The 26,118-nt window shown below is 47.6% G+C and carries 23 protein-coding genes, 4 pseudogenes and 1 riboswitch; of the genes and pseudogenes, 13 read left to right on the forward strand and 14 right to left on the reverse strand.

Annotated elements, in window-relative coordinates:
- Positions 1 to 58: 58 nt before the first annotated feature.
- The 6 genes from FY206_RS02155 to FY206_RS02180 form a co-directional block, all read right to left on the reverse strand.
- A complete protein-coding gene (locus FY206_RS02155; protein WP_016154443.1) occupies positions 59 to 319 on the reverse strand; it encodes a cation-transporting P-type ATPase in 261 nt (86 codons plus the stop codon).
- A gap of 109 nt (positions 320 to 428) precedes the next feature.
- Positions 429 to 803, reverse strand: a complete 375-nt coding sequence (gene crcB / locus FY206_RS02160) for a fluoride efflux transporter CrcB (protein ID WP_016154442.1) — start codon at positions 801 to 803, stop codon at positions 429 to 431.
- A 34-nt stretch (positions 804 to 837) separates the two neighbouring features.
- Positions 838 to 1,473 (reverse strand): 2,3-bisphosphoglycerate-dependent phosphoglycerate mutase, encoded by a 636-nt coding sequence (locus FY206_RS02165; protein WP_223175621.1) that lies wholly within the window; start codon positions 1,471 to 1,473, stop codon positions 838 to 840.
- Between the two features lie 377 nt (positions 1,474 to 1,850).
- Positions 1,851 to 3,137, reverse strand: a complete 1,287-nt coding sequence (gene eno, locus FY206_RS02170; RefSeq protein WP_009652415.1) for a phosphopyruvate hydratase — start codon at positions 3,135 to 3,137, stop codon at positions 1,851 to 1,853.
- A gap of 15 nt (positions 3,138 to 3,152) precedes the next feature.
- The gene (locus tag FY206_RS02175; protein WP_009652460.1) at positions 3,153 to 3,581 is read right to left on the reverse strand and encodes a universal stress protein; all 429 of its coding nucleotides are present in this window, start codon (positions 3,579 to 3,581) and stop codon (positions 3,153 to 3,155) included.
- Between the two features lie 3 nt (positions 3,582 to 3,584).
- Positions 3,585 to 4,547 (reverse strand): DHHA2 domain-containing protein, encoded by a 963-nt coding sequence (locus FY206_RS02180; protein WP_009652407.1) that lies wholly within the window; start codon positions 4,545 to 4,547, stop codon positions 3,585 to 3,587.
- Between the two features lie 42 nt (positions 4,548 to 4,589).
- Positions 4,590 to 4,664, reverse strand: a riboswitch (Fluoride riboswitch).
- 116 nt (positions 4,665 to 4,780) lie between these two features.
- Between FY206_RS02180 and FY206_RS25790 the strand changes: the two are divergent.
- A pseudogene (locus FY206_RS25790) lies at positions 4,781 to 4,924 on the forward strand (Tn3 family transposase); the annotation flags it as partial.
- Between the two features lie 120 nt (positions 4,925 to 5,044).
- Here the strand turns inward: FY206_RS25790 and FY206_RS02190 are convergent.
- A complete protein-coding gene (locus FY206_RS02190; RefSeq protein WP_009652456.1) occupies positions 5,045 to 5,257 on the reverse strand; it encodes a YdgH/BhsA/McbA-like domain containing protein in 213 nt (70 codons plus the stop codon).
- Positions 5,258 to 5,547: 290 nt separating this feature from the next.
- Between FY206_RS02190 and FY206_RS02195 the strand changes: the two genes are divergently transcribed.
- Positions 5,548 to 5,898: a DUF3147 family protein gene (locus FY206_RS02195; protein WP_016154441.1), complete on the forward strand. Its 351-nt coding sequence runs from the start codon at positions 5,548 to 5,550 to the stop codon at positions 5,896 to 5,898.
- 284 nt (positions 5,899 to 6,182) lie between these two features.
- On the opposite strand, the pseudogene FY206_RS25495 reads toward FY206_RS02195, so the two are convergent.
- Positions 6,183 to 6,821: pseudogene (locus FY206_RS25495) on the reverse strand (transposase family protein); the annotation flags it as partial.
- 58 nt (positions 6,822 to 6,879) lie between these two features.
- Here FY206_RS25495 and FY206_RS02205 point away from each other — a divergent pair.
- Positions 6,880 to 8,210: pseudogene (locus FY206_RS02205) on the forward strand (IS3 family transposase).
- 437 nt (positions 8,211 to 8,647) lie between these two features.
- Complete coding sequence (locus FY206_RS02215; protein WP_032443218.1) at positions 8,648 to 8,857, forward strand: YdgH/BhsA/McbA-like domain containing protein; 210 nt, start codon at positions 8,648 to 8,650, stop codon at positions 8,855 to 8,857.
- A gap of 240 nt (positions 8,858 to 9,097) precedes the next feature.
- On the opposite strand, the pseudogene FY206_RS02220 reads toward FY206_RS02215, so the two are convergent.
- Positions 9,098 to 10,294, reverse strand: a pseudogene (locus FY206_RS02220) (IS3 family transposase).
- 489 nt (positions 10,295 to 10,783) lie between these two features.
- On the opposite strand from FY206_RS02220, the gene FY206_RS02225 reads away from it, so the two are divergent.
- The gene (locus tag FY206_RS02225; protein ID WP_016154439.1) at positions 10,784 to 11,113 is read left to right on the forward strand and encodes an NIPSNAP family protein; all 330 of its coding nucleotides are present in this window, start codon (positions 10,784 to 10,786) and stop codon (positions 11,111 to 11,113) included.
- A gap of 439 nt (positions 11,114 to 11,552) precedes the next feature.
- On the opposite strand, the gene FY206_RS02230 is transcribed toward FY206_RS02225, so the two are convergent.
- Together FY206_RS02230 and FY206_RS02235 are read right to left on the reverse strand one after the other, a co-directional pair.
- Positions 11,553 to 12,689, reverse strand: coding sequence for a nucleotidyltransferase-like protein (locus FY206_RS02230; RefSeq protein WP_009654824.1), 1,137 nt, complete (start codon positions 12,687 to 12,689; stop codon positions 11,553 to 11,555).
- On the reverse strand, positions 12,682 to 13,308 hold the full coding sequence (locus tag FY206_RS02235) for a Cap15 family cyclic dinucleotide receptor domain-containing protein (RefSeq protein WP_016154438.1): 627 nt from the start codon (positions 13,306 to 13,308) through the stop codon (positions 12,682 to 12,684). Before FY206_RS02235 ends, FY206_RS02230 begins: the two co-directional genes overlap by 8 nt.
- A gap of 408 nt (positions 13,309 to 13,716) precedes the next feature.
- On the opposite strand from FY206_RS02235, the gene FY206_RS02240 reads away from it, so the two are divergent.
- The 3 genes from FY206_RS02240 (at position 13,717) to FY206_RS02255 (ending at position 17,252) form a co-directional block, all read left to right on the forward strand.
- Positions 13,717 to 14,301, forward strand: a complete 585-nt coding sequence (locus FY206_RS02240) for an MFS transporter (RefSeq protein WP_009654820.1) — start codon at positions 13,717 to 13,719, stop codon at positions 14,299 to 14,301.
- 283 nt (positions 14,302 to 14,584) lie between these two features.
- A complete protein-coding gene (locus tag FY206_RS02245; protein WP_009654821.1) occupies positions 14,585 to 16,723 on the forward strand; it encodes an AAA family ATPase in 2,139 nt (712 codons plus the stop codon).
- A gap of 280 nt (positions 16,724 to 17,003) precedes the next feature.
- Positions 17,004 to 17,252 (forward strand): hypothetical protein, encoded by a 249-nt coding sequence (locus FY206_RS02255; RefSeq protein ID WP_016154436.1) that lies wholly within the window; start codon positions 17,004 to 17,006, stop codon positions 17,250 to 17,252.
- Between the two features lie 384 nt (positions 17,253 to 17,636).
- On the opposite strand, the gene FY206_RS02260 is transcribed toward FY206_RS02255, so the two are convergent.
- Positions 17,637 to 17,999 carry an ArsR/SmtB family transcription factor gene (locus FY206_RS02260; protein ID WP_016154435.1) on the reverse strand — a complete coding sequence of 121 codons (363 nt, stop codon included), beginning with the start codon at positions 17,997 to 17,999 and terminating at the stop codon, positions 17,637 to 17,639.
- 45 nt (positions 18,000 to 18,044) lie between these two features.
- Positions 18,045 to 19,049: a cation diffusion facilitator family transporter gene (locus tag FY206_RS02265; protein WP_009654826.1), complete on the reverse strand. Its 1,005-nt coding sequence runs from the start codon at positions 19,047 to 19,049 to the stop codon at positions 18,045 to 18,047.
- Between the two features lie 185 nt (positions 19,050 to 19,234).
- On the opposite strand from FY206_RS02265, the gene FY206_RS02270 reads away from it, so the two are divergent.
- The gene (locus FY206_RS02270; RefSeq protein ID WP_009654818.1) at positions 19,235 to 21,730 is read left to right on the forward strand and encodes a heavy metal translocating P-type ATPase; all 2,496 of its coding nucleotides are present in this window, start codon (positions 19,235 to 19,237) and stop codon (positions 21,728 to 21,730) included.
- A gap of 13 nt (positions 21,731 to 21,743) precedes the next feature.
- On the forward strand, positions 21,744 to 22,208 hold the full coding sequence (cueR, locus tag FY206_RS02275) for a Cu(I)-responsive transcriptional regulator (RefSeq protein ID WP_016154433.1): 465 nt from the start codon (positions 21,744 to 21,746) through the stop codon (positions 22,206 to 22,208).
- Between the two features lie 89 nt (positions 22,209 to 22,297).
- Here cueR and FY206_RS02280 read toward each other — a convergent pair whose 3' ends face one another.
- Entirely contained in the window at positions 22,298 to 22,750 is a 453-nt protein-coding gene (locus FY206_RS02280) for a Cd(II)/Pb(II)-responsive transcriptional regulator (protein ID WP_009654812.1), read from the reverse strand.
- Between the two features lie 81 nt (positions 22,751 to 22,831).
- Between FY206_RS02280 and FY206_RS02285 the strand changes: the two genes are divergently transcribed.
- From FY206_RS02285 to FY206_RS02295, 3 genes are all read left to right on the forward strand, one after another.
- The gene (locus tag FY206_RS02285) at positions 22,832 to 25,327 is read left to right on the forward strand and encodes a heavy metal translocating P-type ATPase (RefSeq protein WP_016154432.1); all 2,496 of its coding nucleotides are present in this window, start codon (positions 22,832 to 22,834) and stop codon (positions 25,325 to 25,327) included.
- A 92-nt stretch (positions 25,328 to 25,419) separates the two neighbouring features.
- Positions 25,420 to 25,824: a helix-turn-helix domain-containing protein gene (locus FY206_RS02290; protein ID WP_071532327.1), complete on the forward strand. Its 405-nt coding sequence runs from the start codon at positions 25,420 to 25,422 to the stop codon at positions 25,822 to 25,824.
- Positions 25,808 to 26,077 carry a hypothetical protein gene (locus tag FY206_RS02295; protein ID WP_223175622.1) on the forward strand — a complete coding sequence of 90 codons (270 nt, stop codon included), beginning with the start codon at positions 25,808 to 25,810 and terminating at the stop codon, positions 26,075 to 26,077. The genes FY206_RS02290 and FY206_RS02295 overlap by 17 nt, the downstream gene beginning before the upstream one ends.
- Positions 26,078 to 26,118: the final 41 nt, after the last annotated feature.

The following is a 26,118-nucleotide window of genomic DNA, read 5'->3' on the forward strand; positions in this document are numbered from 1 at the left end:
GCCATGACCTGCTGGATCGTGGTGAACTCAGGAGGGGATTCGGCGTGTGAGACAGCGACTATCTGTGACCTCCGAATGAGGTGAATGGATGGTTCGTCGTTGTCTGAGCGCGCACTGGTTCAGTCGTCTTTCCCAGAACCACTTCAAGTACCAGCGCAATTTCGAGCATCCAGGGGATGGGACCCAGCAGACGTTTGAGGATAGCACGCACCTGGTCCGGAGGCTGTTCACGCACTTCGTTATAGCCACATTGACCCAGCCGGGTCTGCACCTCGGCTTCGGAAAGTCCCTTCACGATATTCTCAGGGAGCATCTCCATACACCCTTCTCCGGAAATACCTGACCCGGCAGGTCAGGTATGTTGTTATGGCGATAAAATGAAAATCTGCCGGAGACATGGCGCGGTTAAGTGTATGGCGCATATGCTTTTACAGCAGTGTCATCACAAAGAAACCAGTGGCAGTCATCAGAAGCGAGCCAGTTACGTGCGTCAGTACGGAAATGACAGCCCATGCATAATTGCCATTCTGAAGTAACACCACCACCTCAGCAGAAAAGGTGGAAAAGGTTGTCATACCGCCACATATGCCGGTGGTAATAAAAAACTTCCAGGCGGGATCAAGGTGAGGCTGCCGGACAAAAAAGGCCAGTGCCATACCGATGATAAATCCGCCAACCAGATTAACCACCAGGGTACCAGGTGGAAGATTGGGGAAAAGTGCATTGAGACGCATGGACAGTATCCAGCGGATCACACAGCCGATCGATCCGCCTATCACCACCGCGAATAATGATTTGTACATACCACCTCGCTGAAATCAGGGCACCATCAGACCGTCATTCAAGGGAATAACGTGCGGTGATGGCCCGTTTTTCATTCATTTCATACAGTACGGGGATTCCCGTCAGGACATGCAGATCGGGAACCTTATTTTCATCAATCTGCTCAATAAACATGGTCAGCGCACGCAGTGTATTAGCATGACTGACCAGCAACATGGTTTCGCCACTGGCGACGCGCAGGACAATGACGTGGTGCCAGTAAGGCAACAACCTTCGTTGCGTCATTTCCAGACTTTCTCCCCCCGGCAAATCCGTCAGGGACACATGACGATAACGTGCCTCACGATGAAGTGAAGCAGGTGCATCCGGCAACGGAGGGGAGATACCACGATAGCTCCTCCGCCAGTGATAAACGATTTTCTGGCCAATCTGTTGAGTGGCTTCATCTTTGTTCATTCCCTGAAGCGCACCGTAATGACGTTCATTTAACCGCCATGATTTGTCCACCGGTAACCACAATTGATTCAGCGCTTCCATTATCAGCCAGAGCGAATGAATTGCCCGGTTCAGAACGGATGTGCAGGCTCCATCTATGATTGTAGTGGCACACTGATTCCGGACCGTTTTATCAGGTTTGCTGCGCGCCGGGTTTCCTCCACTCCTTTCAGCATCAGCGGGACATTTTCCCATCCGGTAAAACGATTTTGCGATTCAACTAACTTTCGCCATGGCGGAGTAAAATAATTTTCCCCATAACAACTACCTGTCTGTCACCCACAACTGAACCGGAAGGACCTGAACCCGTTGAGTTGTTTGTACTGATTACCCGGATTTACCTGGACTCCGGTCAAGGAGGTGACGCATCAGAAGATGGGCACCGCTCCCGATGAACAGCGCGATTACAACGGCACTGGTATCATCCGGCAGTATATTAAAAAAGGCATCAGCGATCAGGAAAACCAGACAGTTTGCCTGGATCCCCGTTGCTGTTACAGTATGAGTATTTTTCCGTTCACAGAACCACCCTACCCCTTCCCGTATCTGAGCATACGGGAAGGGTGACGGAATCAGCGTTTTTTGAAGGCGGCTTTACCGGCGAAGATGGCGGCATCACCTAATTCATCTTCAATACGCATCAGTTGATTGTATTTCTCAATGCGCTCCCCACGGCTGGGTGCACCGGTTTTCAGGTGACCAGCCCGCAGGCCGACGGTCATATCTGCAATGAAGCTGTCCACGGTTTCCCCGCTCCGGTGCGAAATAAAGGTTCCCCAGTTGTTATCCTGACACAACTGGACGGCTTCGATGGTTTCACTCAGGGTGCCTATCTGGTTCAGTTTGATCAATGCGGCATTGGCCAGGTTTTCATCGATACCTCGCTGGATATATTTCACATTGGTCACAAAGATATCATCGCCAACCAGCTCAACTTTATCGCCGAGCGCGCGGTGCAGGAGCTGCCAGCCGGCCCAGTCGTCTTCCGCAAGGCCATCTTCAATCAGGACTATCGGGAAATCCTTCACCAGTTGCTCATAGTAGCGGGTCATTTCGTCGGCGCTGAGCCGGGTATTTTCGGTACGCAGGGTATATTTCCCATCGACGTAGAATTCACTGGAGGCCGGATCCATGCAAATAACGATATCTTCGCCTGGGCGGTATCCCGCCTTGCTAATTGCCTCCACGATAAGCTCCAGCGGCTGACGGTTTGAGGAAACGGCCGGTGCAAAACCGCCTTCATCGCCCACGCCGGCGGATAAACCTTTTTCCAGCAGGACCTGACGCAGGGCCTGGTAGACCTCACTGCCCCAGCGAATAGCTTCGCGTACGGAAGAGGCTCCCCATGGTGCAATCATAAACTCCTGAAAATCAGCGCCCTGCCAGCGGGCATGAACTCCGCCGTTAATGATATTCATACAGGGAACCGGCAGCAGATTCGCGCCGACGCCACCCAGATAGCGGTAGAGCGGGGTAGAGGATAGTTGTGCCGCCAGGCGGGATACTGCCAGCGATACGCCAAGGATCGCATTAGCACCCAGCCGGCCTTTGTTTTCTGTGCCATCAAGGGCAATCAGACAGTTGTCGATTTCTTTCTGGCGGCGTACATCGTAGCCCTGCAGGGCATCGTTAATTTCGGTATTGACGCACTGGACCGCATCCTGAACACCTTTACCGCCAAAACGTGTCTTGTCATCATCGCGATGCTCGATGGCTTCACGGGAGCCGGTGCTGGCACCGGAAGGAACGGAGGCACGGGCCATACTGCCCCCTACAGAAGTCACTTCAACCTCTACGGTCGGGTTACCGCGGGAATCCAGAATTTCTCTTGCGATGATACATTCAATTTCAAAGCTCATAAGTTTGACCTTCTTTTAAGGGGCTGGAATATGTTTAATCAGAACATCAACAGAAAGGTGATTGATGAATTCGAAAGAAAAGGAGGAAAAAACCCCGAACAGGCGGTTTTCATGCCCCAGCATGACCAGATCGATATCTTCATGCTGAACAACGGCCTCAACGTCCCGGAAACGATGGATGCTGACGATGGACCTGACGTTGATATCAATACTGCTGGACTCCACCAGACGGCTAAGCATTGCCTTTGCATCAATAACTTCGCGGGACTGACGGTCTTTGGTTAATGAGTCACTGGTATAATCCAGTTCCCTATAGTCAGCACTGAGATGCCCGACAGTAATACGGGTGCCCATCTCTTTTGCCAGACGTTCTGCCTGCTCAAGCAACAGCAGACCATCGGTTTCATTCTGTACAAGTAACAAGGCATGCCGGTAAATTTGCATAAATCACCTCTTATAAGAAGCGAAGCGGTTGGTCAGCCAGGGGAGGATTTCTTTTTTCCGGCTTGTCATGCCGGGCAGCGATACCTGGCGGGAGCCTGTCAGGCTGCTGTCTGAAAAAAGCAAAACGGAGTTCCGGCTGGTAATGTCTGTCACCATCAGGATCACCATGTCCAGCACGCTGTCCTTGCAGGTTTTATCCATTTCCTGCAGTAGCTCAGGCAACAGGGGAGTAATATCAGCCATGTCGCGGACCTCAATTTGTGACAACAACAGCGGCACATCATGGATCCGGTAATTTTTGGCGTCACGATTGAGTAAAACCGACGCGGATTGCCCGGTTATATCTGTTTTGGCTCGCAGCAGCCCTGTCACAAACTGGTCATAATCGATACCGGCGATTTCCCGCAAAACAGCCACGGATTCCTGATCCTGAGTGGTGGTGGTGGGACCCGTCAGCGCAACGGTATCACTGAGGATCGCCCCCATCAGCAACACAGCCTGAGCGGCAGTCAGCGGCATCGGAATGTCATGCATGAGAATTGAGAGAATTACTGTTCCGCAGCATCCTACCGCCCGCACCCAGACATCCGGTGGATTGCGGGTAACAAGGGTACCAATACGATGATGGTCAATGATGCCGATGACGTTGCTGTCCATCAGCGAAGACGGTCCCTGCTCTGCATCCGTAAAATCAACCAGCCATACGGTTTTATCTGTCAGATCGACGGTGAGTAAATCGGGTTGTGAAACACCCGCAGCGTTGAGGATATAACGGGTTTCCGGGGTGATATCCCCCAGGCGCCAGGGCGTTGCGGGACGACCGGTGTAATTAAGCCAGTCAGCCACAACCAGCGCGCTGCAAATAGCATCGCTGTCAGGATTTCGATGACCGAAGACATAAATCGGATTATCTCTTTGAAAAGAGAGAGATTCTGCGGTAAGCGGTAATGTGGTTTTATTTTGCATAGCTATACCTGACATACATGCCTATAAGAGGACAACTTCATCTGTATATCAGGCGCCATCATCCGGTGTTGAAAAACCGGCGGTTGGGAAAGGTGGAGCACCATCACCTTGTAAATCAATCTTATATGGGCCTTTGCATTAAATCAATATTTATTGTTGGCCCTCGGTTTCGTACACACAAGTACATCCTGTCCCGCCAAAAACGTTTACAATAGTGCGCCGAATGAAGCAATTTATACCTTCTTAATTATATTTATGATGAGTATTATCGCCGACGTATCCTGACTCAGCTTAACCGGAGAGAAGGTCGTAATGCAGTGGCTAGGGCAATCTGTTATGGCCAGCGTGGTGAGATCAGAAAACGTTACAGTGAGGGATTGCGTGTGAGGTCGCCAGCGGAACCAGATGCATCCCACTGGGGGACAGCCAGTCCGGCTATTTGCTCTGCGACCATCTCTTGCGTTAACTGGTCAGGTTCAGGGTAGTACAGTCCCGGGTTACTTATCTAGGACTGCAGTCATGCGGGCAAAGTTGTTCTGGTCAGCACTGGTGATGCGGTAGGACGAAGCACCGGATTCCTTGGCGATAGCGGCAATTTTCGCTTCCGCGTTGCTGAGTGTGTCAGCAGTAACACTGACTGACTGGGCGAAGCCAGAGAAAGAGACTACGGAGAGCATACTGGCAGCAACAAGCAGTTTGATATTTTTCATGGTCATATTCCTTGGGTTATCTGGTCATCTGGTGATACCGGCATCATCGCCGTCTCACCTGTTGATGTGCATTAAAAACCCTGTAGTAAATACAGGGTCAATAAGTTATTTTGTAAATTATTGTTGGCTGTGTTTTTTCGTTTTCATACAACCCAGCTCTTGAAAGAGCCTCACCGTGGCTGACGAGGCATGAGAAAATACGGCCGTAACAGACACCGCGAAACCGGGATTGCGCTGGGGAGATAGGTCGGTGCAGGGCCGTTAACTTACAGGATTAGTGAGGGTTTATGATGTTATGGCTACTGATTAAGTACGCGATCACCGCCGGAATGGTTGTTTTTATCTCTGAAGTTGCCAAGCGTAGTGATCGGCTTGGTGGTCTTGTCGCCGCGCTTCCCCTGGTTACTGTGCTTGTGCTCGTGTGGATGAAGCTGGAAGGACAGAGTCAGCAAAAAATAGCCAATCATGCGTGGTATACATTCTGGTATGTAGTGCCGACACTACCTATGTTTTTACTATTCCCTGTTTTCTGTCAGCGATTTGGCTTTTGGATCACGCTGGGTAGCTGCTGCGTCGTAACCGTCCTTATTTTCTTTTTGTGGGCCAGTGCGTTACGCCGTTTTGGCATAAATCTGATGTGATAATGTACGCTGTTGTGAAGCCAACTGCACTATTGCCGGAGGAAACACCGACTAACTCCGAACCATATCAGGCTTTTTAACAGGATAAGAGAGTTTTCAAGGGGGCCGGCTTCCTGCCGGAAGCGCGGTTCTTTCTGTCAAAGACAAATTCAGATGTTCTGGGGAGGTGCGGATATTACAACTATTATACTCGCTGTCTTTCCTTATTGATAATGTCACCCTGATTTCCCGGTTTTAAATGTCACTTTCTGCTGATTTCTGATGAAGAAAAAAGGGCAGTGAGCTCATTTTTTCAGGCTTGATTTGAAAAGAGAGGGTTCAGCCAGAACCGGATTGATGGCTCTGAGCTGAGCCTGAATCTGTGCCCGCCTTTTAGGCATACTCTGGCTGCGCCTTTCTTTTTCCTGCGGCTTCAAGCTCATCCTGTTTTTCCTTCGCCAGCTTCAGCACCGCGTCAAGCCTTTTGTTATCAACGATGCGCCCCTGACTGATGCAGTCCAGCTTATCGAACATCTGATATTTCAGTGTTCTGTTTCCATGGCGGAATTTGAGCGTACCGTCCGTATAATCAAAAGCGAGGATTTCTTCTCCGACTATGCGTGAGTTTTCGTCAGTGGGATCAACCAGATAAAGGATTTTTTCATACTGAAAAGTCAGTGCTTTTGAGAGCGTCCGAAGCGTCTGCCAGGCGAAAATGTCGTCCAGTTCCAGGTGGCTCTCTAGACCGTGCGGTGAAGGTTTTTCGGGTATTTTGCCAGTCTGGCAAAGCGGTGGTTGAAGTCGCTGATGAACGTTTCGATCCAGGCGTTGGCGGCATCAATGCAGGTGATATTCTCCAGGCACATCTCCTTAACCAGCCGCTCCTGCAGCGTCAGGTTGGCGCGCTTAACGCGGCCCTTGGCCTGAGAGCTGTTGGCACAGATACCCGCCAATAGTGGACACGCGACTAAGTGAGTAAACTCTCAACCAGAGGTAGCTCACATGACTAAATCAGTAACCGTCAGTAAAAAGCCGCGTAAACAGCACACTCCCGAATTCCGCCAGGAAGCTCTGAAGCTTGCTGAACGCATTGGCGTCGCTGCCGCTGCCCGCGAACTCAGTTTGTATGAATCGCAACTCTATGGCTGGCGAAAAAAACAACAGCAACAACTGACATCATCTGCACGCGAAAGCGAACTGGATGCTGAAAATGCCCGGCTTAAACGCCAGCTTGCGGAGCAGGCAGAGGAGCTGGCTATTCTCCAAAAGGCCGCGACATACTTCGCGAAGCTCCTGAAATGAAGTATGTTTTTATCGAAAAATATCAGGCTGAGTTCACCATCAAAGCCATGTGCCGGGTGCTGCGCGTGGCCCGTAGCGGCTGGTATGCCTGGTGCTCCCGGCGTCATCAGATAAACACGCGACAGCAGTTCCGTCTGGCCTGTGATGCCGCGGTTCTCAGAGCATTCACTGATGCAAAACAACGGTATGGTGCGCCACGGCTTGCGGATGAGCTCCCGGCCTACAACATCAAAACGATAGCTGGCAGCCTGCGTCGCCAGGGGCTTCGGGCAAAGGCAGCCCGCAAGTTCAGCCCGGTCAGTTATCGTGAGCATGGCTTGCCTGTGTCTGAGAACCTGCTGAAGCAGGACTTTTACGCCAGCGGCCCGAATCAGAAGTGGTCGGGAGACATCACCTACTTACGCACCGATGAAGGCTGGCTGTATCTGGCAGTGGTGATTGACCTGTGGTCGCGAGCTGTCATCGGCTGGTCAATGGCACCGCGAATGACGGCACAACTGACCTGCGATGCGTTGCAGATGGCGCTGTGGCGGCGTAAACGCCCGAAAAATGTCATTGTTCATACTGACCGTGGCAGCCAGTACTGTTCAGCGGACTATCAGGCGTTGCTGAAGCGGCATAATCTGCGCGGGAGCATGAGCGCGAAAGGCTGCTGTTACGACAATGCGTGTGTGGAAAGCTTCTTCCACTCGCTGAAAGTGGAATGCATCCACGGTGAACGCTTTATCAGCCGGGAAATGATGAGAACAACTGTATTTAATTATATTGAGTGCGATTACAATCGCTGGCGTCGCCACAGTGCCTGTGGTGGGCTCAGTCCTGAACAATTTGAAAACCAGAACCTTGCTTAGGGCCGTGTCCACATTACGTGGGTAGGATCAGTTCACACCAGGAAAACGATTAATGACTGGCGGCAGGATTATAACGAGTGCCGTCCACATTCATCGCTGGATTACCAGACTCCAGCTGAATTTCCAGCAGGCTGGCGAAACGGGAAATATGAAGAAAAACCAACCGACATTACTAATTGAAGGTTATATCTAATCCTGGGGTCAGTCCAGTTTATTTAGACAGTTTTGGCATTTCATGTCACGTGATTTAATGTCTGGGTATTTATTCTTTTGATCAGAGTAAAGCTAGAGTTGTTTGAAGGGAAGGGGATAGGAATGCGTGAGTTCCAGCCTCCAATTACCTGCAAAGACATATTTTGAAACCTATATAAATGGGGTAAGAAAAAATATCTTCAGTGTAAAACGATATAAAAATTGCCATATCTTATTGATTATGAGTGAATTTTATTGTTTAAGAAAAATTTCTCGATAAGTGGATGTTCAAGACAGTCAGCGCTATATAAAAAATACAATAAAAAGTATTGACCCTATAGTAGTTGCAGGGTTTTTAATGCTCATCAACAGGAAACGAGCAGTATGCTCTTATGATGAACATTAACTTTACTAGGGTTATCACTATGAAAAATATCAAACTTCTCGCAGCAGCTGGTTTTCTCTCTGTTGTCTCATTCTCTGGTATGGCGCAGACGGTCAGCGTAACTGCTTCCACTCTTGACAGTGCAGAAGCAAAAATTGCTGCTAAAGCAAAAGAAGCACAAACGTCATACAAAATTCTCTCTGCGTATACTGGTAATCGAGTGCATATGACCGCTAAATTAGGGGATTAATAGATAATCATTTTAGGGTATCTATAGGAATATATACCTTGATAAAATCTGCCACTATATACTAATTTTTAATGCTTGATATGCCACATGTTTTTTCCTTGAATAGACTTTAGCGGACTGCTGATAAAGAGTCCGTATTTTTTTAATGTAATACTAATAGTTAAGTATGGTTTTTTATCCGTGCAAATATTTTAGCTCCACGTCCTCTTTGTGGAGTTGCCCCCGCTAAAACGGACACGGTTAATTTATAGCTAGCAGCGAACTTCTGTATTCCCTTGGTGACTGCATTTTCAGCCCTTTATGGGGATGCCAGTTATTATAGTCTTCCATCCATTCCGTCAGTTTTCACATCACTGTCATGGCATCCGGCAGGTCATTAACATACACGTAGTCACGCTTGAACGTTTTAACGAACGATTCAGCCATCCCATTGCTCTCCGGACTGCGCACTGGCGTCGTACACACGATGAACCTGAGTGAGGTGGCGAACGTTCTTATTGAGTCCGCTATGTAGCAACAGCCATTATCGGTCAGCCACTCAACGGCATGTGGCAGGTAAAGCGTATTGCCAAAGCGCTTTTCCACACTCTCTGTCAGCAGATCCTGCACCATAACGCTGTTTATTCCACCTGTTGTCGCCGACCAGCAGATGGCTTCGCGATCACAGCAGTCAAGGCTGAACACTACCCGCACGACTTCCCGATTCAAGCAGCGGATTTCAACACCAGTGCGTATCCGGCTTGAGTGTCACGACGTTGCCGGTATGACTGTGCTCTGGCTTTCTATGGCCAGATTTTGCCAGCAACAGGTTATTCGCCTGCATGATCCGGTAAATGCGTTTGTGGTTAACCCGCCAGTTTTGTTCCTTCAGCGCACGATTGAGGTGTGCCGTCACGCGACGGTAGCCGTTTGTCGCCCGCTCGCTGCATATCTGGCGGATAAGCGGTAACAGTCGGGCGTCATCATCTTTGCTATAGCGGGCTGGCCGCTGCTGGCGCTTCTTTAGCAGCCGTTCATAAAGATTCGAACGCGATACGCAGAGCACTTCTGCTATTCGGATGAGGAGGTATCGTCCGGTGGCAGCAATGGCATGCGCGATATCAACTTTTTTGCCTAGGCTATCTCAAGCGCGTTCCTATGGATTTCGGCTTCCATCGTCTTGCGGCCCAGCATTTGTTCAAGCTGTTTGACTTTTTTCTCCAGCGCTTGGACCTCGGAGACACTGACGACCTCGTCGCCAGCGACGATCGCAGACTTTCCACCCTCGTTCATGAGCCGTTTCCACTTAAAAAGAAGACTGGGTGTGATGTCATATTGCCGGGCAACGAGTGAGACGGTGTAGCCGGGCTGCATGGCGAGCGCAACAAAACGGGCTTTCTCTTCAGGAGTATAACGACGGCGTTTTTGCTCGCCAGTGATCACTTCGATTCTTTGCACAGGACACTCCTTAAACATAGCTCTATGACTATGTCTTACTGGTGAGGTGTCCGGTTCAAACGGAGGCTATTACCCTTTGATATTTTCACTTTTTTGATTCATTCTCAATGCCGATGCTTGGTTAAATCAGAGAAGCGTTCATCATCAGCTATCAACCGGTGCTTTTACGATTTAAGGGGTTAAGACACCGCTCACTATTCTATTCCGTTAGCCTGACTCTGTGATTTCCCGAACATAGTTCAGTGTTCTGAACAGATAAAACCAGCATATTTCTGTCCGGAGCGTCAGACAAGATTGTCTGATAAAGGGGGAGCTGCTCCTTGCAGATTAGAGCATCTCTATGTTAGCAACGTCCGCTCCTGGCACGCATGAGACATTCAGAGCCATAACTGCTGGGGACAGCCTGGCAGTCCAGTTCTTCTGTTCGGTTTCACGACTACACGTCGCCATAATTCGCTATGATGAGAAAAACAGAATAGGATATCGAAGATGAAAACTGTCGAATTTTTGCTGTACACCCTCAAACCCGGTACTGGAAAAGACTTTCATAGAATAATGAAAGAAGTGAGTGTTCCACTTCACCGTTCAGTGGGAATGGATGTTATTTCTTATGGTATATCAGCACATGACGACGATGCTTACTATCTGATCAGGGCTTATAACAGCCTCTCTCACCTGAAAACTGCCCAGGACACCTTTTATGATAGCGAAGCATGGCGTCATGGTCCCCGGCAGGCCATTATCGATAGAATAAGCATCAGCGTTAAATCGGTACTGACTCTCACTGAGAGTGCCGTTGAGCATTTACGAACCCACTGACCCTATCGCTATACGTCATGGTAAAGCCGGGATAGACACACCAGCAAGACGTTACTGTTATTCAGTACATCAGAGATGAGGCTACCGCCTCACATGCTGAATGCGGGATGTTTGACCGGCATCTATGAGCGAAGAGCGGAAGTTCGCTTTCGGAAAACCTAATCCATGTGCCAGAGGGTCTCTGAAAGAGAATGGGGCGTTTAAGTGGGGTACTTACAAAAAATCAGCCTTAACGTACAATAATTTTCGATATCCAAACTGACCCCATTAAGAGTTATCCAGCATGTATGTCTCTTCAATCAACGATTAGTACGGAGACTCATACTAAACTGGAAATAAATCTCATAATAGCGCTTAAGCCGGAATGACTAGCGCTGTCCGGCAAATAGTCGCGGATGATTCAAGATCCACTTATTAAGTGGATCTTGATAGCATCCTGTTAGTAAACCGCTTGTTTTATAAGTAAAATTCCTTTGGCGGGTGTGTAATATTCAGTAGGCTGGCCGGTTATTTCACGCAGCACCTCAGTGACAATACTATTGACCATTCCCGTCAGTTTAAGCAATTCGGCAAAAGTTTCATTCTTGTCAATTATCTTTCTGGTGCCATTTGGAACGTAGAGCAGCATTGCAGCATTAGGGTTCTGTGCAAGATAATTTAGCCATCTGTGAGTCTCTACAAGGACAGCCAGCTCGTAGTATTGGCTATGTCGGAGATTGTTACCATCTGCGTGGTACATCAGCGAGGCAATATCATAACTACTGAGTTCAATTTTAGTACCCTCAGCTTCACTATCCGCTTTTAGTGTCTTAAGAAAACGAATAGACTTACGCAATCCTCCATTACATTGATCGCATTTGTCTTTAATTCGTTTGATGTGGAGGAAAGGTAGGTTGTAGATACGTTGACGTGTGTTTTTATCTATAATAGTGACCCCACGTTGATCTACATCTTTAGTATGTTGGTACTCTTTGGTATCCCACCAGATGCTTGGCACCACATCCACTTCTCTCTGCAAAGACCCTCCCGTTATTCTCAAAGATTTGGCGTTGTTGTCATCAACATCTGCCGCAGGGAAAGTTGCTTTCAGGGCATCCCTAGCGGCATCCCTGAGTTCAAGGATGACATCCCCATCATTTTTGTTCGTAGGGGTGTAGCGGCCAATACCGTCGCTATCATAAATAAGCATCTGAGTGTCTATAATCAGCAGATCCACATCACTGAAACTTTTAATATGAATATCCAGTGGTACAGAGCCTTGGACACGAAACTCCAGATTAAGATCTAATTTCTTTACCAGTTGGTTCTCAATACGCTTGGCAGTTTCAAAAGAAATTTCGGTATAGCGGTTATCAACCGGTTGCATGGCACCTATAACATAGCGGGTTGCAGAATCTTGTTTTCCCCTGGTTTCCCAACTTTCATTTAAATCCAGGAAACCTTCTAGCAAAGCATAGTTTTCCAGTCCATCAATCCTCTGGTTACTGATTGACTCTCTGGCTACGTTTAATTGATCGAATGTCCCTTTACGACGAGACTTCATGCGTTCAATTCGCGCACTAAATGAATTAGACATTGTCGATCCTAGTGATTGTCATTGTTCCGTAAGTAGCCCGGCCTTGACCGTTAAAATAATGGCCTTCAGCAGATTTGAGTCCGTCGTCGAACCTGAACTCTGCGAATCCAACATGTGAAGTCAGGTGTTCTTCACCTGTCTTGGGTTGGTTGCGGTAGTTATAAAGCAGCTGGTAACCAATTCCCTCGTCATGAATGATGGAGGCTGTCACACTATCCGAATGCGATGATTGAGTTTTCAGATGAATTCTGACTTTGTCCCATGACTGGACAATTCTCAGCTCACCTTCCCAGGGTTTACCACCTTCAGATCGGGTATGGCCTTCAACATTCCAGCGGCCTGCAAGATTTGGCACACATAAAAATTTCCCGAGGTAGGTGTTATGCCAGAGATTTTTATCAAACCATGTATACAACCCCATGTAGATCCCACCGGCGCTAATAAGTGAAAAAACTGAGGCAGGTATGTGGCTGTTAATGTGAAAGTTTTTCAGCCATTCGATTAGTGTGAGTGCTAGTAAAATCAGAACGAACGATATAACTGAGGCAACAATGGCAATATATCGGCCGACTTTACTGCGGTTAAAACCGCAAATCACAATGTACTCGTGACTTTTCATGAAATGGCGTCCAAGTGAGATGAAAACTAAAAAAACTATATATAGGTAATTTTACTATATCAAACCCTAGATATGGATGGATTGACAGTTATTTCTCGGTATGGTTATCAGAACGAGTTTTAAGTAGATCTGGAAGAAGATACATCCAGATTTCAGTCAGATACCGCCATCGTCATGTCAGCAGGAACCGGATTGATTTCCTCGTTTCATAGCGGTCAGGCTTGCCTGAAAATGATACCTTCGCAGGGAATGTTGATTGAGCTGGGCGGTGTCATTTTTCTGTTTATAGGCGGATTACTTGCAACCCTTGGCTGGCAGTGGCCGTTTTTGCTTCATCTTTTTGCCTAGGTTCTTCTGGTTATGCAGCTGGCGTTTGTGCCGTAACAATTGTCCTCTGGGACAGAAAACATGAATGAAAACGCCGGAGAAAGCGAATCGGTGAGTGCGACTCGATTAGCGCCTGTGCTTTTTGCAGCCCTGCTGTCCATGATTTGCTTCTTCACCAGCATTATCATCATTCCGCAGGTGTTTAGCTGCATGGCTATTGGGGCAGCAGAAACCGGATACTTTCTGTCGTTTATCTCACTGGTCGCCGTCGGGGCTGCTGCGATGATGCCGCGCCTCATAGCGCGTTTACGTGAGTACGGAAATCTGTACACGGCGTTTAGCTGCTACGCTGCCGGACATTTCATATTTTCATTCGCTGATAATGTAGTGTTCTACATCGCTGGCGGGGTTTTAATGAGTTGTGGGTTTGGTCTGTCGGTGCCGCTTGTGAATCATATGACAGTCGAGCAGAGTCACGCTCGCGTCCGGGGACGTAACCTTGCCTGGCTTTCTATGGCTATATTCTCCGGCCAGTTTTTATCATCATTCATGGAAATCATCCTAGGAGATTCATCAGTCGTCTTCCGGGGGACCGCGACAATTGCGGTGGCGGTAATTGTCGCTCTCATGGTGATACACCGGAAACGTCGCTTTAAAACGGCATAACGTCTGTCAGTATCAGCAACGCCGACATTGCTGAGCCGGCTTAGTCTGGTGCGGGTACTGAGGGTGCAAATGTCCGCTCTTGGCACGAAGCGGACATACATCACAAGCGCCGTACATACGCTCTATAAAACAACTGCTCCGGCGCTGCGGTACCAAGGGCGAATCCCGGAGTGCTTTACTCAAAAATGAAACGGTGCTTATATGTTCTGGCTTCAGCTTAAATAATTAATCGGGCCTGCAATATACGGGGCCTGCTCAGTGTCTTTGCCGTAAAGGATTAGGTATGGAAATTGAAATTAATTGCTGTAATAACATCGATAAAGCAAATATAACTCTGGCAGAAAAAAAACTAAATATTAAATTTGCGCCTAACGGCACCGGAAAAAGCACCATTTCCCGCGCGATTCAGTGTACGGTAAACGGGGATGAACAGGGTCTCAGCGACCTGCTTCCGTTTAGATACCGTGGTTCTAATCCCGATGCAGTACAGCCTAGGGTAACTGGTGTCGATGGCCTGCAAAACGTCATGTGCTTTAATGAAAAATATGTCGATCAATTCACTTTTCAACCAGACGAGTTAGTAAGTAATAGTTTTGACATCTTCATCAAAAGTGAAGCGTATCACGAGACAGAACGCGAAATCGAAGCCATGGTCGTGGCCATACGGCAGCAGTTTGCTGATAACGTCGGGCTTGAAGAATTCATCACGCACCTGGGGGAACTCAGCGCCGCATTTAAGCTGAGTAGTACCGGGATTGCAAAAACGTCTACCGGTATGAAAGGCTTATCCGCTGGCAACAAGCTTCAGCACATTCCCGACGGTTTGGAATCTTATAAGCCGTACATCCAAAGTAAAAGCAGCGTAGAGTGGATCGAGTGGCAGACCCGGGGGTATGAGAAATTCTCCGCGCTATCCGACGGCTGCTGTCCGTTCTGTACTGGCGACTCCCGTGAAAAGGCCGAGCAGATTAGCCGCGTCAGCGCGGAGTATGATAAGGCTGTCATTAAAAACCTGATCGGCCTGATCGGCGTGCTAGATAAACTCGGCGAATATTTTTCAGAGCCTGCCCGTGCCCGCCTCGCTGATATTACAACCCTAAAAAGTGGGCTGGAAAAACAGCACGAAGAATATCTCGTGACAGTGAAGAAGCAGACAGACAGCCTGATAAATATGCTGAATACCCTTAAGACTCTTAACGGCTTTACGTTCAGCGCTTCAACCAACGTCAAGGCTGCACTGGAAGCCTGTCGCCTAGACGTGAAGTTTTTCCCGGAGCTGCAGTCGGATAAAACGGCCCGCACCGTAGCCAGTCTCAATACCTCTTTAGACGACCTGACGACGCAGGCCGGACGCCTGCAGGGTCAAATAAATAAGCAGCGTCAGGGCATGCAGAAGCTGATCCTCAAGCATAAAACCGATATCAATACCTTTCTGGCTTACGCAGGCTATCGTTATCAGGTGGATATCACTGGGGAAGGCGATAAATGTCGGCTGAAACTGCGCCACGAAGACTTTGAAGGCTACGTCAGCGGCGGCAGCCAGCATCTCAGCTACGGTGAACGCAACGCCTTTGCCATTGTTCTGTTTATGTATGAATGCTTAGCCAAGAAGCCAGGCCTGATCATTCTTGACGACCCGATTTCATCGTTTGATAAGAACAAGAAATTTGCCATCCTGGAGATGCTGTTTCGCCGCAATACCGGTGAGTGCCTGAAAAATGAAACGGTACTGATGCTGACTCACGATGTTGAGCCTATTATTGATACACTGAAGTCCGTCAGGAAGCTGTTCAGTAATCTGGTTACGGCCTCACACTTGCACTACAGCGCAGGCTGCATCACCGAGCAGCTCATCGGTGAAAGTGATATCCGCACTTTTGCTCAGATCTGCCAGTCTGTCACTGACTCTGATAGTGAAGACATCATCAAGTTGATCTATCTTCGCCGACATTATGAAATTATGGACGACCTCGGTGATGCCTATCAGGTGCTGTCAAACCTTTTTCATCACCGTGAAACGCCCATCGACACCCGTGAACCCGTTGTGCAGGGAGTGGGACATCCTGAAATGTCCGCAGAAAAAGTTGCCTTCGGCTGCCAGGCAATCGCCGATCGCATTCCCGGCTTTGACTACCAGGCCACTTTCGTTCAGCTCACCGACCCGGATCGTATACGTGCGCTTTATCTGCTCTGCCGTAATGGCTACGAGAAACTGCAGGTGTTCAGGTTGCTTCAGACCGGACTCGAGAACGCAGTAATACGTAAATTCATGAATGAGACCTACCACATTGAAAATGAATTTATCTGTCAGCTGGATCCTGCCCGGTTTGATCTCATTCCTGAATATGTCATCAGGGAGTGCGACGCGCTTATACTTCCTCCTCCACCGGCAAATGACGATGCGCTGGAAGAAATTGCCTGACCTGTCGGAGGCGCGAGTATATTAATGCGCTTCAGTTTTCAGTGCGGCTCCAGTCAGGGCCAATAACCACCAGCAGGCGATTACGGTCTGTTACCCGGACCGTTTTCCCCTACCGCAGCGACCTGATGAGCTTCCGGCCTCGCGGCTGGGCCTGACATTCAGAGTGCTGACTGTACCAAGGCAGCGCCACCTCAAGGGAGCAGGAAGGCGACAGGATACATGATCTTGCACGGTAATCGGATGCATTACGGTAAGCAATTCCATCACATGAAGATAAACAATGAACCATCCTGAAATTCACGTCAAAGACTGGATTGATGTGGGCAATCGTGAGTGTGTGGTGCAACGACTTCTTCCTCCAGTGTCTCCCGTCGGCGTCTGTATTGTTGTTCTGAATAAAACCAAACCGACCACCCGGATCGCTGGTTGGAAAGGTGAAAAGTGGTACTTCATGCCCAGCCATGACTTTGGTGGCTATGCAGATGAGTATGATCCCTGTGTACGTGAACTGAAACGGGGCCGTCGCTGACCCCACGAGGTAATGTAGTGCAACTGCGTTTAGGCCAGACTACACGTCACAACACAAGGGCTGCATTCTGATGTTGACCATAACGCATTGTGATGTAGCAATGTCCGCTTTTGGCACGAAGCAGACAAACTAGATTATCCGTGGCTATTCAATAAGCTTGCAAAGCAAGGTTTCTCCTTCATGAGGTGGCCTGCTCACTTCGCTTTATCTGGTGATAGTGAACCATCAGGTATTTATTACATACAAGGGAAGGGGGCAGGTTTCATTATTAAAAGGTTAATTATTAAGGTTTTAATAAATTAATGATGAAACAACTCACCAAAGTAATGAAAAACTAAGGTGAGTTGGAATTACACAAGCTCTACTTATCAAAATTCATTCGGGTTATTCTTCAGCTATGTGAAATACCATGTCCTGAAGAACATGACTTACATGGTGATCCATTATGCTATAAAATATGTACTTACCCTTTCTCTCTCCGCGAACAAGCCTTGCACTTCGTAACAACCTCAGATGATGACTGACCAGAGATTGTGATAACTGGAGCGACTCAGCAATGTCGCCTACAGAGACCGAACCACGCATACAGTAAAGCAGGATTCGTAGTCTTGACTGGTCCCCCAGTAGATGGAAAATCTCGGAAAGTTGCCCAATGTCGTTTTGCGAGAGCATTGATAGATCTGGCTCCGCGACATGATCTGTCGCGGAACAGTCTTGTATGTTGCCGCAATCTGATGTGCTGGACATTATGATTCTCCCTCCTAAATTGATAGTGCATCACCAGAGGCCTGATTAATGTTTGTGGCCTGGACTAGAATGGTTATGCTTTTTTCCGTGTTCGTGTTCGTGTTCGTGTTCGTGTTCGTTACGCAGTTTTGTCGGTGAAAGGCTGCATGTATTATCGTTTTGATCGTAATTCCAGTCGATTCCCACAGTTGCATGTTCTATTTTGAACTGCTCATAAAGTTCTTGTTTTACAAGCTTCACAACGTCTTTTACGTCCACATCTTCCTTGGCTCTTACTTCCAGTGTTGCCATCGTCCGACCTGAGGTTATTTGCCAGACATGAATATGACTTACGGCTGCTAAGCCCTTAACAGAACTGATTAGTCTCTGTTCCACCTTGTCTGGGGAGGCATCTTCAGGCGCTCCTTCTAACAGGATGTGCAGCGATTTTGCTAATAATTTCCAGGCACTACGTAAAACCAGTGCTGCGACAAGAACGGAAAGTATTGGGTCAATCGGTGTCCAGCCCGTGTAGTAAATGACAATAGCGGCGACAATAGCGCCAACAGAACCCAATAGATCACCCATCACATGTAAAATAGCACCTTTGACATTAACATGATCGGTCTCACCACGGGTCATGATCCATAATACCAATATGTTGACCAACAATCCTGCAATGGCAACGATCAGCATTGGGCCTGCCAGTATAATTGGTGGAGCTTGTAACCTTTCCCATGCCTCATATGCAATCCACGCCACAATAGCGAAGAGTGTCAGGGCATTAAAGAATCCCGCGATGACTTCAAATCGCAAATATCCAAAGGTTCGTTTGCTATCAGCAGCTCGACGGCCAAAACGGAATGCCGCATAAGCCAGCGCCAAAGCTACTGCATCTGTAAGCATGTGGCCTGCATCTGCCAGCAATGCTAATGAGCCAGAAAGTATCCCTCCAACAGCTTCGACCACCATAAATGTGAATATCATGAGGAAGGAGATAAGGACTTTACGCTCGTTTGCACTGGTTACTGCTGGAGTATGGTCATGCTCGTGATCATGTGATTGTGACATAGGGCCTCAAGCGGTTGGTTATACATGATGCCTTCAATATAACATATGAATATGTGTTCATGTAAAGGGTTTTTATATCCATTCCTTCCACGGCATCGGCATGTTCAAAATAATGCGCTTGACCTTCCCACGATGGTAAGCCTTAAGGTTGTTCTTTATCTGACCATAACGATGAGAAATACATCATGAGCATTCAAAAAAAACAGCATTCTAATGATGGTGAAACTCAAGTCAGCTTGCCCATTGAGGGAATGACTTGTGCAAGCTGCGTTGGACGAGTTGAAGCCGCTCTGGCTAAGGTTGAAGGCGTACAAAACGTAAGCGTTAACCTTGCAACAGAGCGTGCAGATATCCGCCTAAATGCATTCGTTAATCGTATGGCGTTGGTTGAAGCAGTTGAAAAGGTTGGTTATGAGGTTCCTCAAGCTTCTGTAGAGTTATCAGTTCAGGGCATGACATGTGCATCATGCGTAGGGCGTGTCGAAAAATCGCTCCGAGCGGTTAAAGGTGTAAAAGAAGCCACTGTTAATTTAGCGACTGAAAGAGCTACTGTACGTGGAACCGCAGGAGTTGATGACCTCATAACTGCTATCGAAAAAATCGGTTATGAAGCCAGCCTGGTTGATAACCAAAGCCAGAATAATGATAGTGCCGCAGAAAAAAAAGATGCTGAAAAGGTTGCGTTGAAGAAAGATTTAGTTCTGGCGACCGTACTTGCGTTACCAGTATTTATTCTGGAAATGGGGTCGCATGTGATACCGGGAATGCATCAATGGATAATGGATACCATTGGGCTCCAGGAAAGCTGGTATCTCCAGTTTGTATTAACATTGCTGGTGTTGGCTATTCCGGGGCGGCGCTTTTACCTGAAAGGTATTCCCGCGTTATTAAGACTTGGCCCAGACATGAACTCTCTCGTCTCCGTCGGGACTCTCGCTGCATTCGGTTATTCAATGATTGCGACCTTTGCTCCAGGTCTTTTGCCTCAAGGTACCGTCAATGTGTATTACGAAGCTGCTGCGGTAATCGTCGCTCTTATTCTTTTAGGACGATTTATGGAGGCGCGAGCTAAAGGTCGAACGTCTGAGGCTATCAAGCGTTTGGTTGGATTGCAGGCCAAAGAGGCGCATGTGCTGCGTAACGGCATTGTCATCGATATTCCCATTAGTGATGTAGCCCTTGATGACATTATCGAAGTTCGACCAGGTGAGCGGATACCTGTTGATGGTGAGGTGAGTGAAGGAACAAGTTTTGTCGATGAATCGATGATAACGGGGGAGCCTATCCCCGTCGAGAAAGTTCCCGGAAGCTTAATGGTTGGCGGGACTGTTAACCAGAAAGGAGCATTGAGGTTGCGTGCAACAGCCGTTGGTGGCCAGACGATGTTGTCACAAATAATCAGAATGGTAGAGCAAGCCCAGGGCTCTAAACTACCTATACAAGCCGTGGTCGATAAGGTGACATTATGGTTTGTTCCTGTGGTGATGCTGGCAGCGTTGTTAACTTTCCTTGCCTGGTTAACATTTGGGCCATCACCGGCCCTGTCTTTCGCACTGGTTAATGCCGTGGCTGTATTGATCATTGCCTGCCCATGTGCAATGGGATTGGCTACCCCAACCTCTATCATGGTAGGTACTGGGCGTGGTGCAGAAATGGGGATCTTGTTCCGTAAGGGAGAAGCTCTGCAGTTGCTTAAAGATGCCAGGGTTGTCGCTGTAGACAAAACAGGTACTTTGACTGAAGGGCGCCCAGTAATGACAGACCTGGAGTTGGCCGAAGGGTTTGAGCTTGACTTAGTATTAGCAAAAGTTGCCGCTGTTGAATCACGTTCGGAACATCCTATTGCCCGCGCTATCGTTGAAGCTGCTCTAGGAAAAGAGATATCGCTGCCAGCGTTGACTGAGTTTGATTCAATTACTGGGATGGGCGTCAGGGCTACCGTAGACGGAGAGCGCGTAGAGGTCGGGGCCGATCGATTTATGCGTGAGTTAGGCTTGGATATCGAGTATTTTTCAAAGACTGCGATACGCCTTGGAAACGAAGGAAAATCGCCACTCTATGTTGCTATTGATGGACGTCTGGCTGCCATTATCGCAGTCGCTGACCCTATTAAATCAAGTACGCCGATTGCCATAAATGCATTGCACCAACTGGGGCTCAAAGTCGCAATGATTACCGGTGACAATGCCAATACAGCAAATGCGATTGCGAGACAGCTTGGTATTGATGAAGTGGTTGCCGAAGTGTTGCCAGAAGGGAAAGTTGAAGCAGTTCGTCGGTTGAAGGAGTCTTACGGTAAGGTCGCTTATGTTGGTGATGGCATTAATGATGCCCCAGCTTTAGCCGTGGCAGATATTGGGCTTGCAATTGGTACAGGTACCGATATAGCGGTGGAATCTGCTGATGTTGTCTTAATGTCCGGCAACCTACAGGGTGTGCCTAATGCTATTGGATTGTCTAAGGCAACCATAGGTAACATCAGGCAAAATCTTTTTTGGGCGTTTGGTTATAATGCCGCATTGATCCCTGTAGCAGCAGGCCTGCTGTACCCTGCCTATGGATTGCTGCTTTCACCAATCTTTGCTGCAGGCGCGATGGCGCTATCCAGTGTATTTGTCCTGGGCAACGCACTTCGTTTGCGTCGGTTCCAGCCTCCGCTGGCAGAAGACTCTGAGCACTAAGAAAAGGGGAGCTATGAACATTGGTAAAGCATCGAACGAATCAGGAATCTCCGCAAAGATGATTCGCTATTACGAGCAAATTGGTCTGATTCCTGCTACTGGCCGTACCGAAGCGGGCTACCGTGATTATGCACCCAATGATGTCCATCGTCTGATTTTTATCCGCAGTGCGCGCGATCTTGGTTTTTCTCTTGAAGAGATAGCCGATTTGCTCAAGTTATGGAATGACAAATCTCGCCAGAGCGCCGATGTTAAACGTCTGGCACAAGAGCATATGGATGATTTAGAGCGACGTATGGAAAATATGCGACGAATGGCAGATACACTCAGAGCTCTGATCAAAAGCTGTGCTGGGGATGAGCGAGTTGAATGCCCAATACTCCAGACATTAATGACCGCTGATGCTAAAAGCCATCCTGGTAAGAGAGAAGGGGCAGTGCAACGTCGTTCTCGTGGTAACGAAATGGAAAAAGCCTGACCCCTTATTTTAAGGGCATGATGGCGTAGCACAAAGCTGTATGGGCTTGTGTTACGCCATCAGTCTAATCAACTTATAAGCGCACACCACTAATGCACACCCCCCAAGTGGTCAGTTGGTACGGTTAAAGGAAGATCACCATTCTCTTCATCAGCAGTCAATTTCTGTACTATCCCGCATTCGTCCACGCTCCGGTCTGAGCTGCAATAGTTATTAAGTTCTTTGAGTTGTATTTCCAGGGCTATTAATTCTTTAATACGATGCTGAACATGAGTGAGATGGGCACTGATTATTGCATCAATGGGGCCACAGTCTTTACCGTGATTATTCATTGCCAGTAGCAATGCACGTATTTCCTCATGGGTCATATCAAGAGAGCGGCAGCGTCGGATAAATAATAACTTTTCCAGATGAGTATTGTTGTAACGGCGATAGTTATTTTCAATATCTCTTAATGGAGCCTGAAGTAATCCTTCTTTCTCATAGTACCGAATAGTTTCCACCGGACAATCCGCCTTACGGGCCAATTCACCAATTTTCATGCCTCCCCCCTTATGCGCTTGACCCTCTAGTTAGATTAGGGTCTTTAATCGTCAGTATAGTTAACAGATGAGGCAATGAAAATGAGTGGTGGTGTAAAAAATAGCAAAAACCCTGCAGGAGACGAAGCGGCTAGTTGCTGTGAAACGTTCAATTTAGGGACAGGACTCCGGGTTAAGAATACTGGTGAATCACATAAAGCAAATGATCATGCACATGATCAGCAGGCTCATAATCACAAGAAATGCAGTGATGATCATTCCCATGAAGGTCATAACCATGAAGGCCATAACCATGAAGGCCATAATCATGATGCCCATAGCCATGGCGGCGAAGGGCATTCGCATGATGAGCATAATCATAAGGGATGTAACCATGCTCATGCCGCGCAAGAGCATTCTCATGAAGGCCACGATCACGGCCATGAGGGGGATTGTTGCTCCGCTGCTCCAGAACAATTGAGTAGCCTAGGGGGCTCGCAGGTTGTGGCTGGTGGATTACGGACAGAAATTCGCATTATGCAGATGGATTGTCCTGTTGAAGAAAATCTTATCAAAAAGAAACTGGGTGGAATGAGCGCTGTTAAAGAGCTTGATTTCAACCTGATGCAGCGTGTTTTGACTGTAACCCATACACCGGATTCGCTTGAAGCTATCATGGCTGCAATTCGCTCGTTGGGATTCGCGCCAGAAGTCTCTGATAATACTAGCGGCAAGAAAAATACCCAGGAGAAAAAAAAGCCCTGGTGGCCATTAGCTCTTGCTGGCGTAGCTGCTCTTGCAGCCGAAGTGATGCACTGGGCTGATATGCCTGACTGGCTAGAAGCTGGGTTGGCTTTGATAGCAGTGCTTTCTTGTGGTCTGACAACCTACAAAAAAGGTTGGATTTCGATTCGCAATGGCAACTTGAATATCAATGCACTAATGAGTATTGCCGTTACTGGGGCTTTGGTCCTTGGGCAGTGGCCAGAAGCGGCGATGGTTATGGTGTTATTCACCATTGCCGAGCTGATAGAAGCCAAATCACTTGATAGAGCCAGAAATGCAATAGGTTCCCTGATGAACCTGACTCCTGAAACTGCAATGGTCCAACAAGCTGATGGAACATGGCAGGAAGTTGACGCCAGTAGCGTACAACCGGGCAGTATTGTCAGGGTAAAACCAGGTGAACGAATTGGTCTCGACGGAGAAATCGTCAAAGGCCAAACCACCATTAACCAAGCTCCAATTACAGGTGAAAGTATGCCTGTCGATAAAATTGCGGGCGATGCTGTATTTGCTGGAACAATAAATCAGTCAGGCTCTTTTGAATATAAAGTCACTGCAGCTGCAAATAATACAACCCTTGCTCGCATCATTCATGCCGTTGAGCAGGCGCAAGGCGCCAAAGCAGCTACACAACGTTTTGTTGACCGCTTTTCCCAGATTTATACCCCCGTCGTTATGGGTATTGCTGTTGCGGTTGCTGTATTGCCACCATTGTTTGGGGCAGGAACATGGCAGGAGTGGATCTATAAAGCTTTAGTTATGCTTGTCATTGCGTGTCCATGTGCCCTGGTTATTTCTACGCCAGTAACGATTGTTAGTGGACTTACTGCAGCTGCTCGCAAAGGGATTCTCATTAAAGGCGGTGTTTATCTTGAGCAGGGACGTAAGCTAAAAGCCCTTGCGCTGGATAAAACAGGAACTATTACCTATGGGAAACCAGTACAAACCGACGTAATGGTATTCAATGGGTGGAGCGAGCGTGAAGTTCGTACTACTGCAGCTAGTCTCGCTAGTTACTCTGATCACCCTGTTTCACTGGCAATTGTGAATGCTTCTGCTGATTTGAAAAAGCAGGATGTTGACAGCTTTGAAGCGATTGTTGGGCGAGGTGTGCATGGCGCGATTACAGGTAAGGATTTTTACCTTGGTAACCTGCGTTTGACTGAAGAACACTTTAATTGTCCATCAGAGATTAAAGCAACAGTACAAAGGCTGGAAAGCCAGGGTAAAACAGTTATTTTACTCAATGATGGTAAGCAAGTGCTTGGGTTGTTCGCTGTTGCTGATACTGTTAAAAACAGCAGCCGTGAAGCGATTGAACAACTTCATGAACTTGGCGTTAAAACTATTATGCTGACTGGTGATAACCCACATACAGCTAAAGCAATCGCATCTCAGGTTGGAATCGATGAGGCTCGAGGGAATCAATTGCCAGAAGATAAACATCGTGCAGTTGAAGAGCATTCACGGATTGGAATCACTGGGATGGTTGGTGATGGTATCAATGATGCACCGGCTCTGGCTGCAGCTGATATCGGTTTTGCTATGGGCGCAATGGGTACTGATACGGCGATTGAAACTGCAGATGTAGCCTTAATGGATGATGACCTGCGTAAAATCCCAGCCTTTGTAAAATTATCCCGACAAACGTACAGCTTACTCGTGCAAAATATCAGCCTCGCTCTAGGTATTAAAGCCGTATTCCTTGTACTCACGCTCATGGGAATGGGAACTATGTGGATGGCTGTATTTGCTGATGTTGGTGCCAGTCTTCTGGTTGTGGCAAATGGCCTGAGGTTATTACGAAAATAAAGAGTTGGGTCCCTGAGTTCTTCATGGATGACAGACTCAGAGACCGTATTCTGGTTTGAATATATTCATAGAATATGGTTTGGGGGGAGAGAATGGACACCAGGAAATATTCTGAAAGTGTTGTCAAAGATATTTTGCAGTGGGTTGAAAGTTCATTGAATACAACCTTGCCAGTAGAATTTATTGCTGAGAAGTCTGGGTATTCACGATGGCATTTTCAACGTTTGTTTAAACAGACGACCGGTGTTGCGCTGGGTGAATATGTTCGTGCTCGTCGATTATCATGTGCTGCGATTGATCTGAAATTGACTTCCAGAACAGTCCTAGACATTGCACTTCAGTATGGTTTTAATTCGCAACAAACTTTCACGAGAGCTTTTAAAAACAAGTTTCATCTTCCTCCCGGTCGGTACCGCAAGCAAGGGAATTGGAATTTATCAGCGCTGTGTCCATCTTTACTTTCAGATTATGAGGAGAGATATGCCAATGTTAGTTAATGACCCCGTATTAATTTCTATGATAGAAGATCTGACTGATAAGTATAATAAAATGCAGGATTTTTTAATCGATGATGAACCTTGTATTGATATCGTACGGTCGGTGTATGAGTTGGAGTGTACAGTTAGTGAATTCAAAAAAAGAATTATACTTCAACATATTTCCTATTGCCATTCAGATGAATGTGATGACCCTGACCTGCATGTCGCCTTAATTGACAATATAAAAAACATACTTGACTATCTTGAATAATTTTACAAGAAGGGCATTAGGCTTTCTTAAAACCATTTGTG

It is taken from the genome of Enterobacter chengduensis, assembly GCF_001984825.2.
Lineage (GTDB): Bacteria > Pseudomonadota > Gammaproteobacteria > Enterobacterales > Enterobacteriaceae > Enterobacter > Enterobacter chengduensis.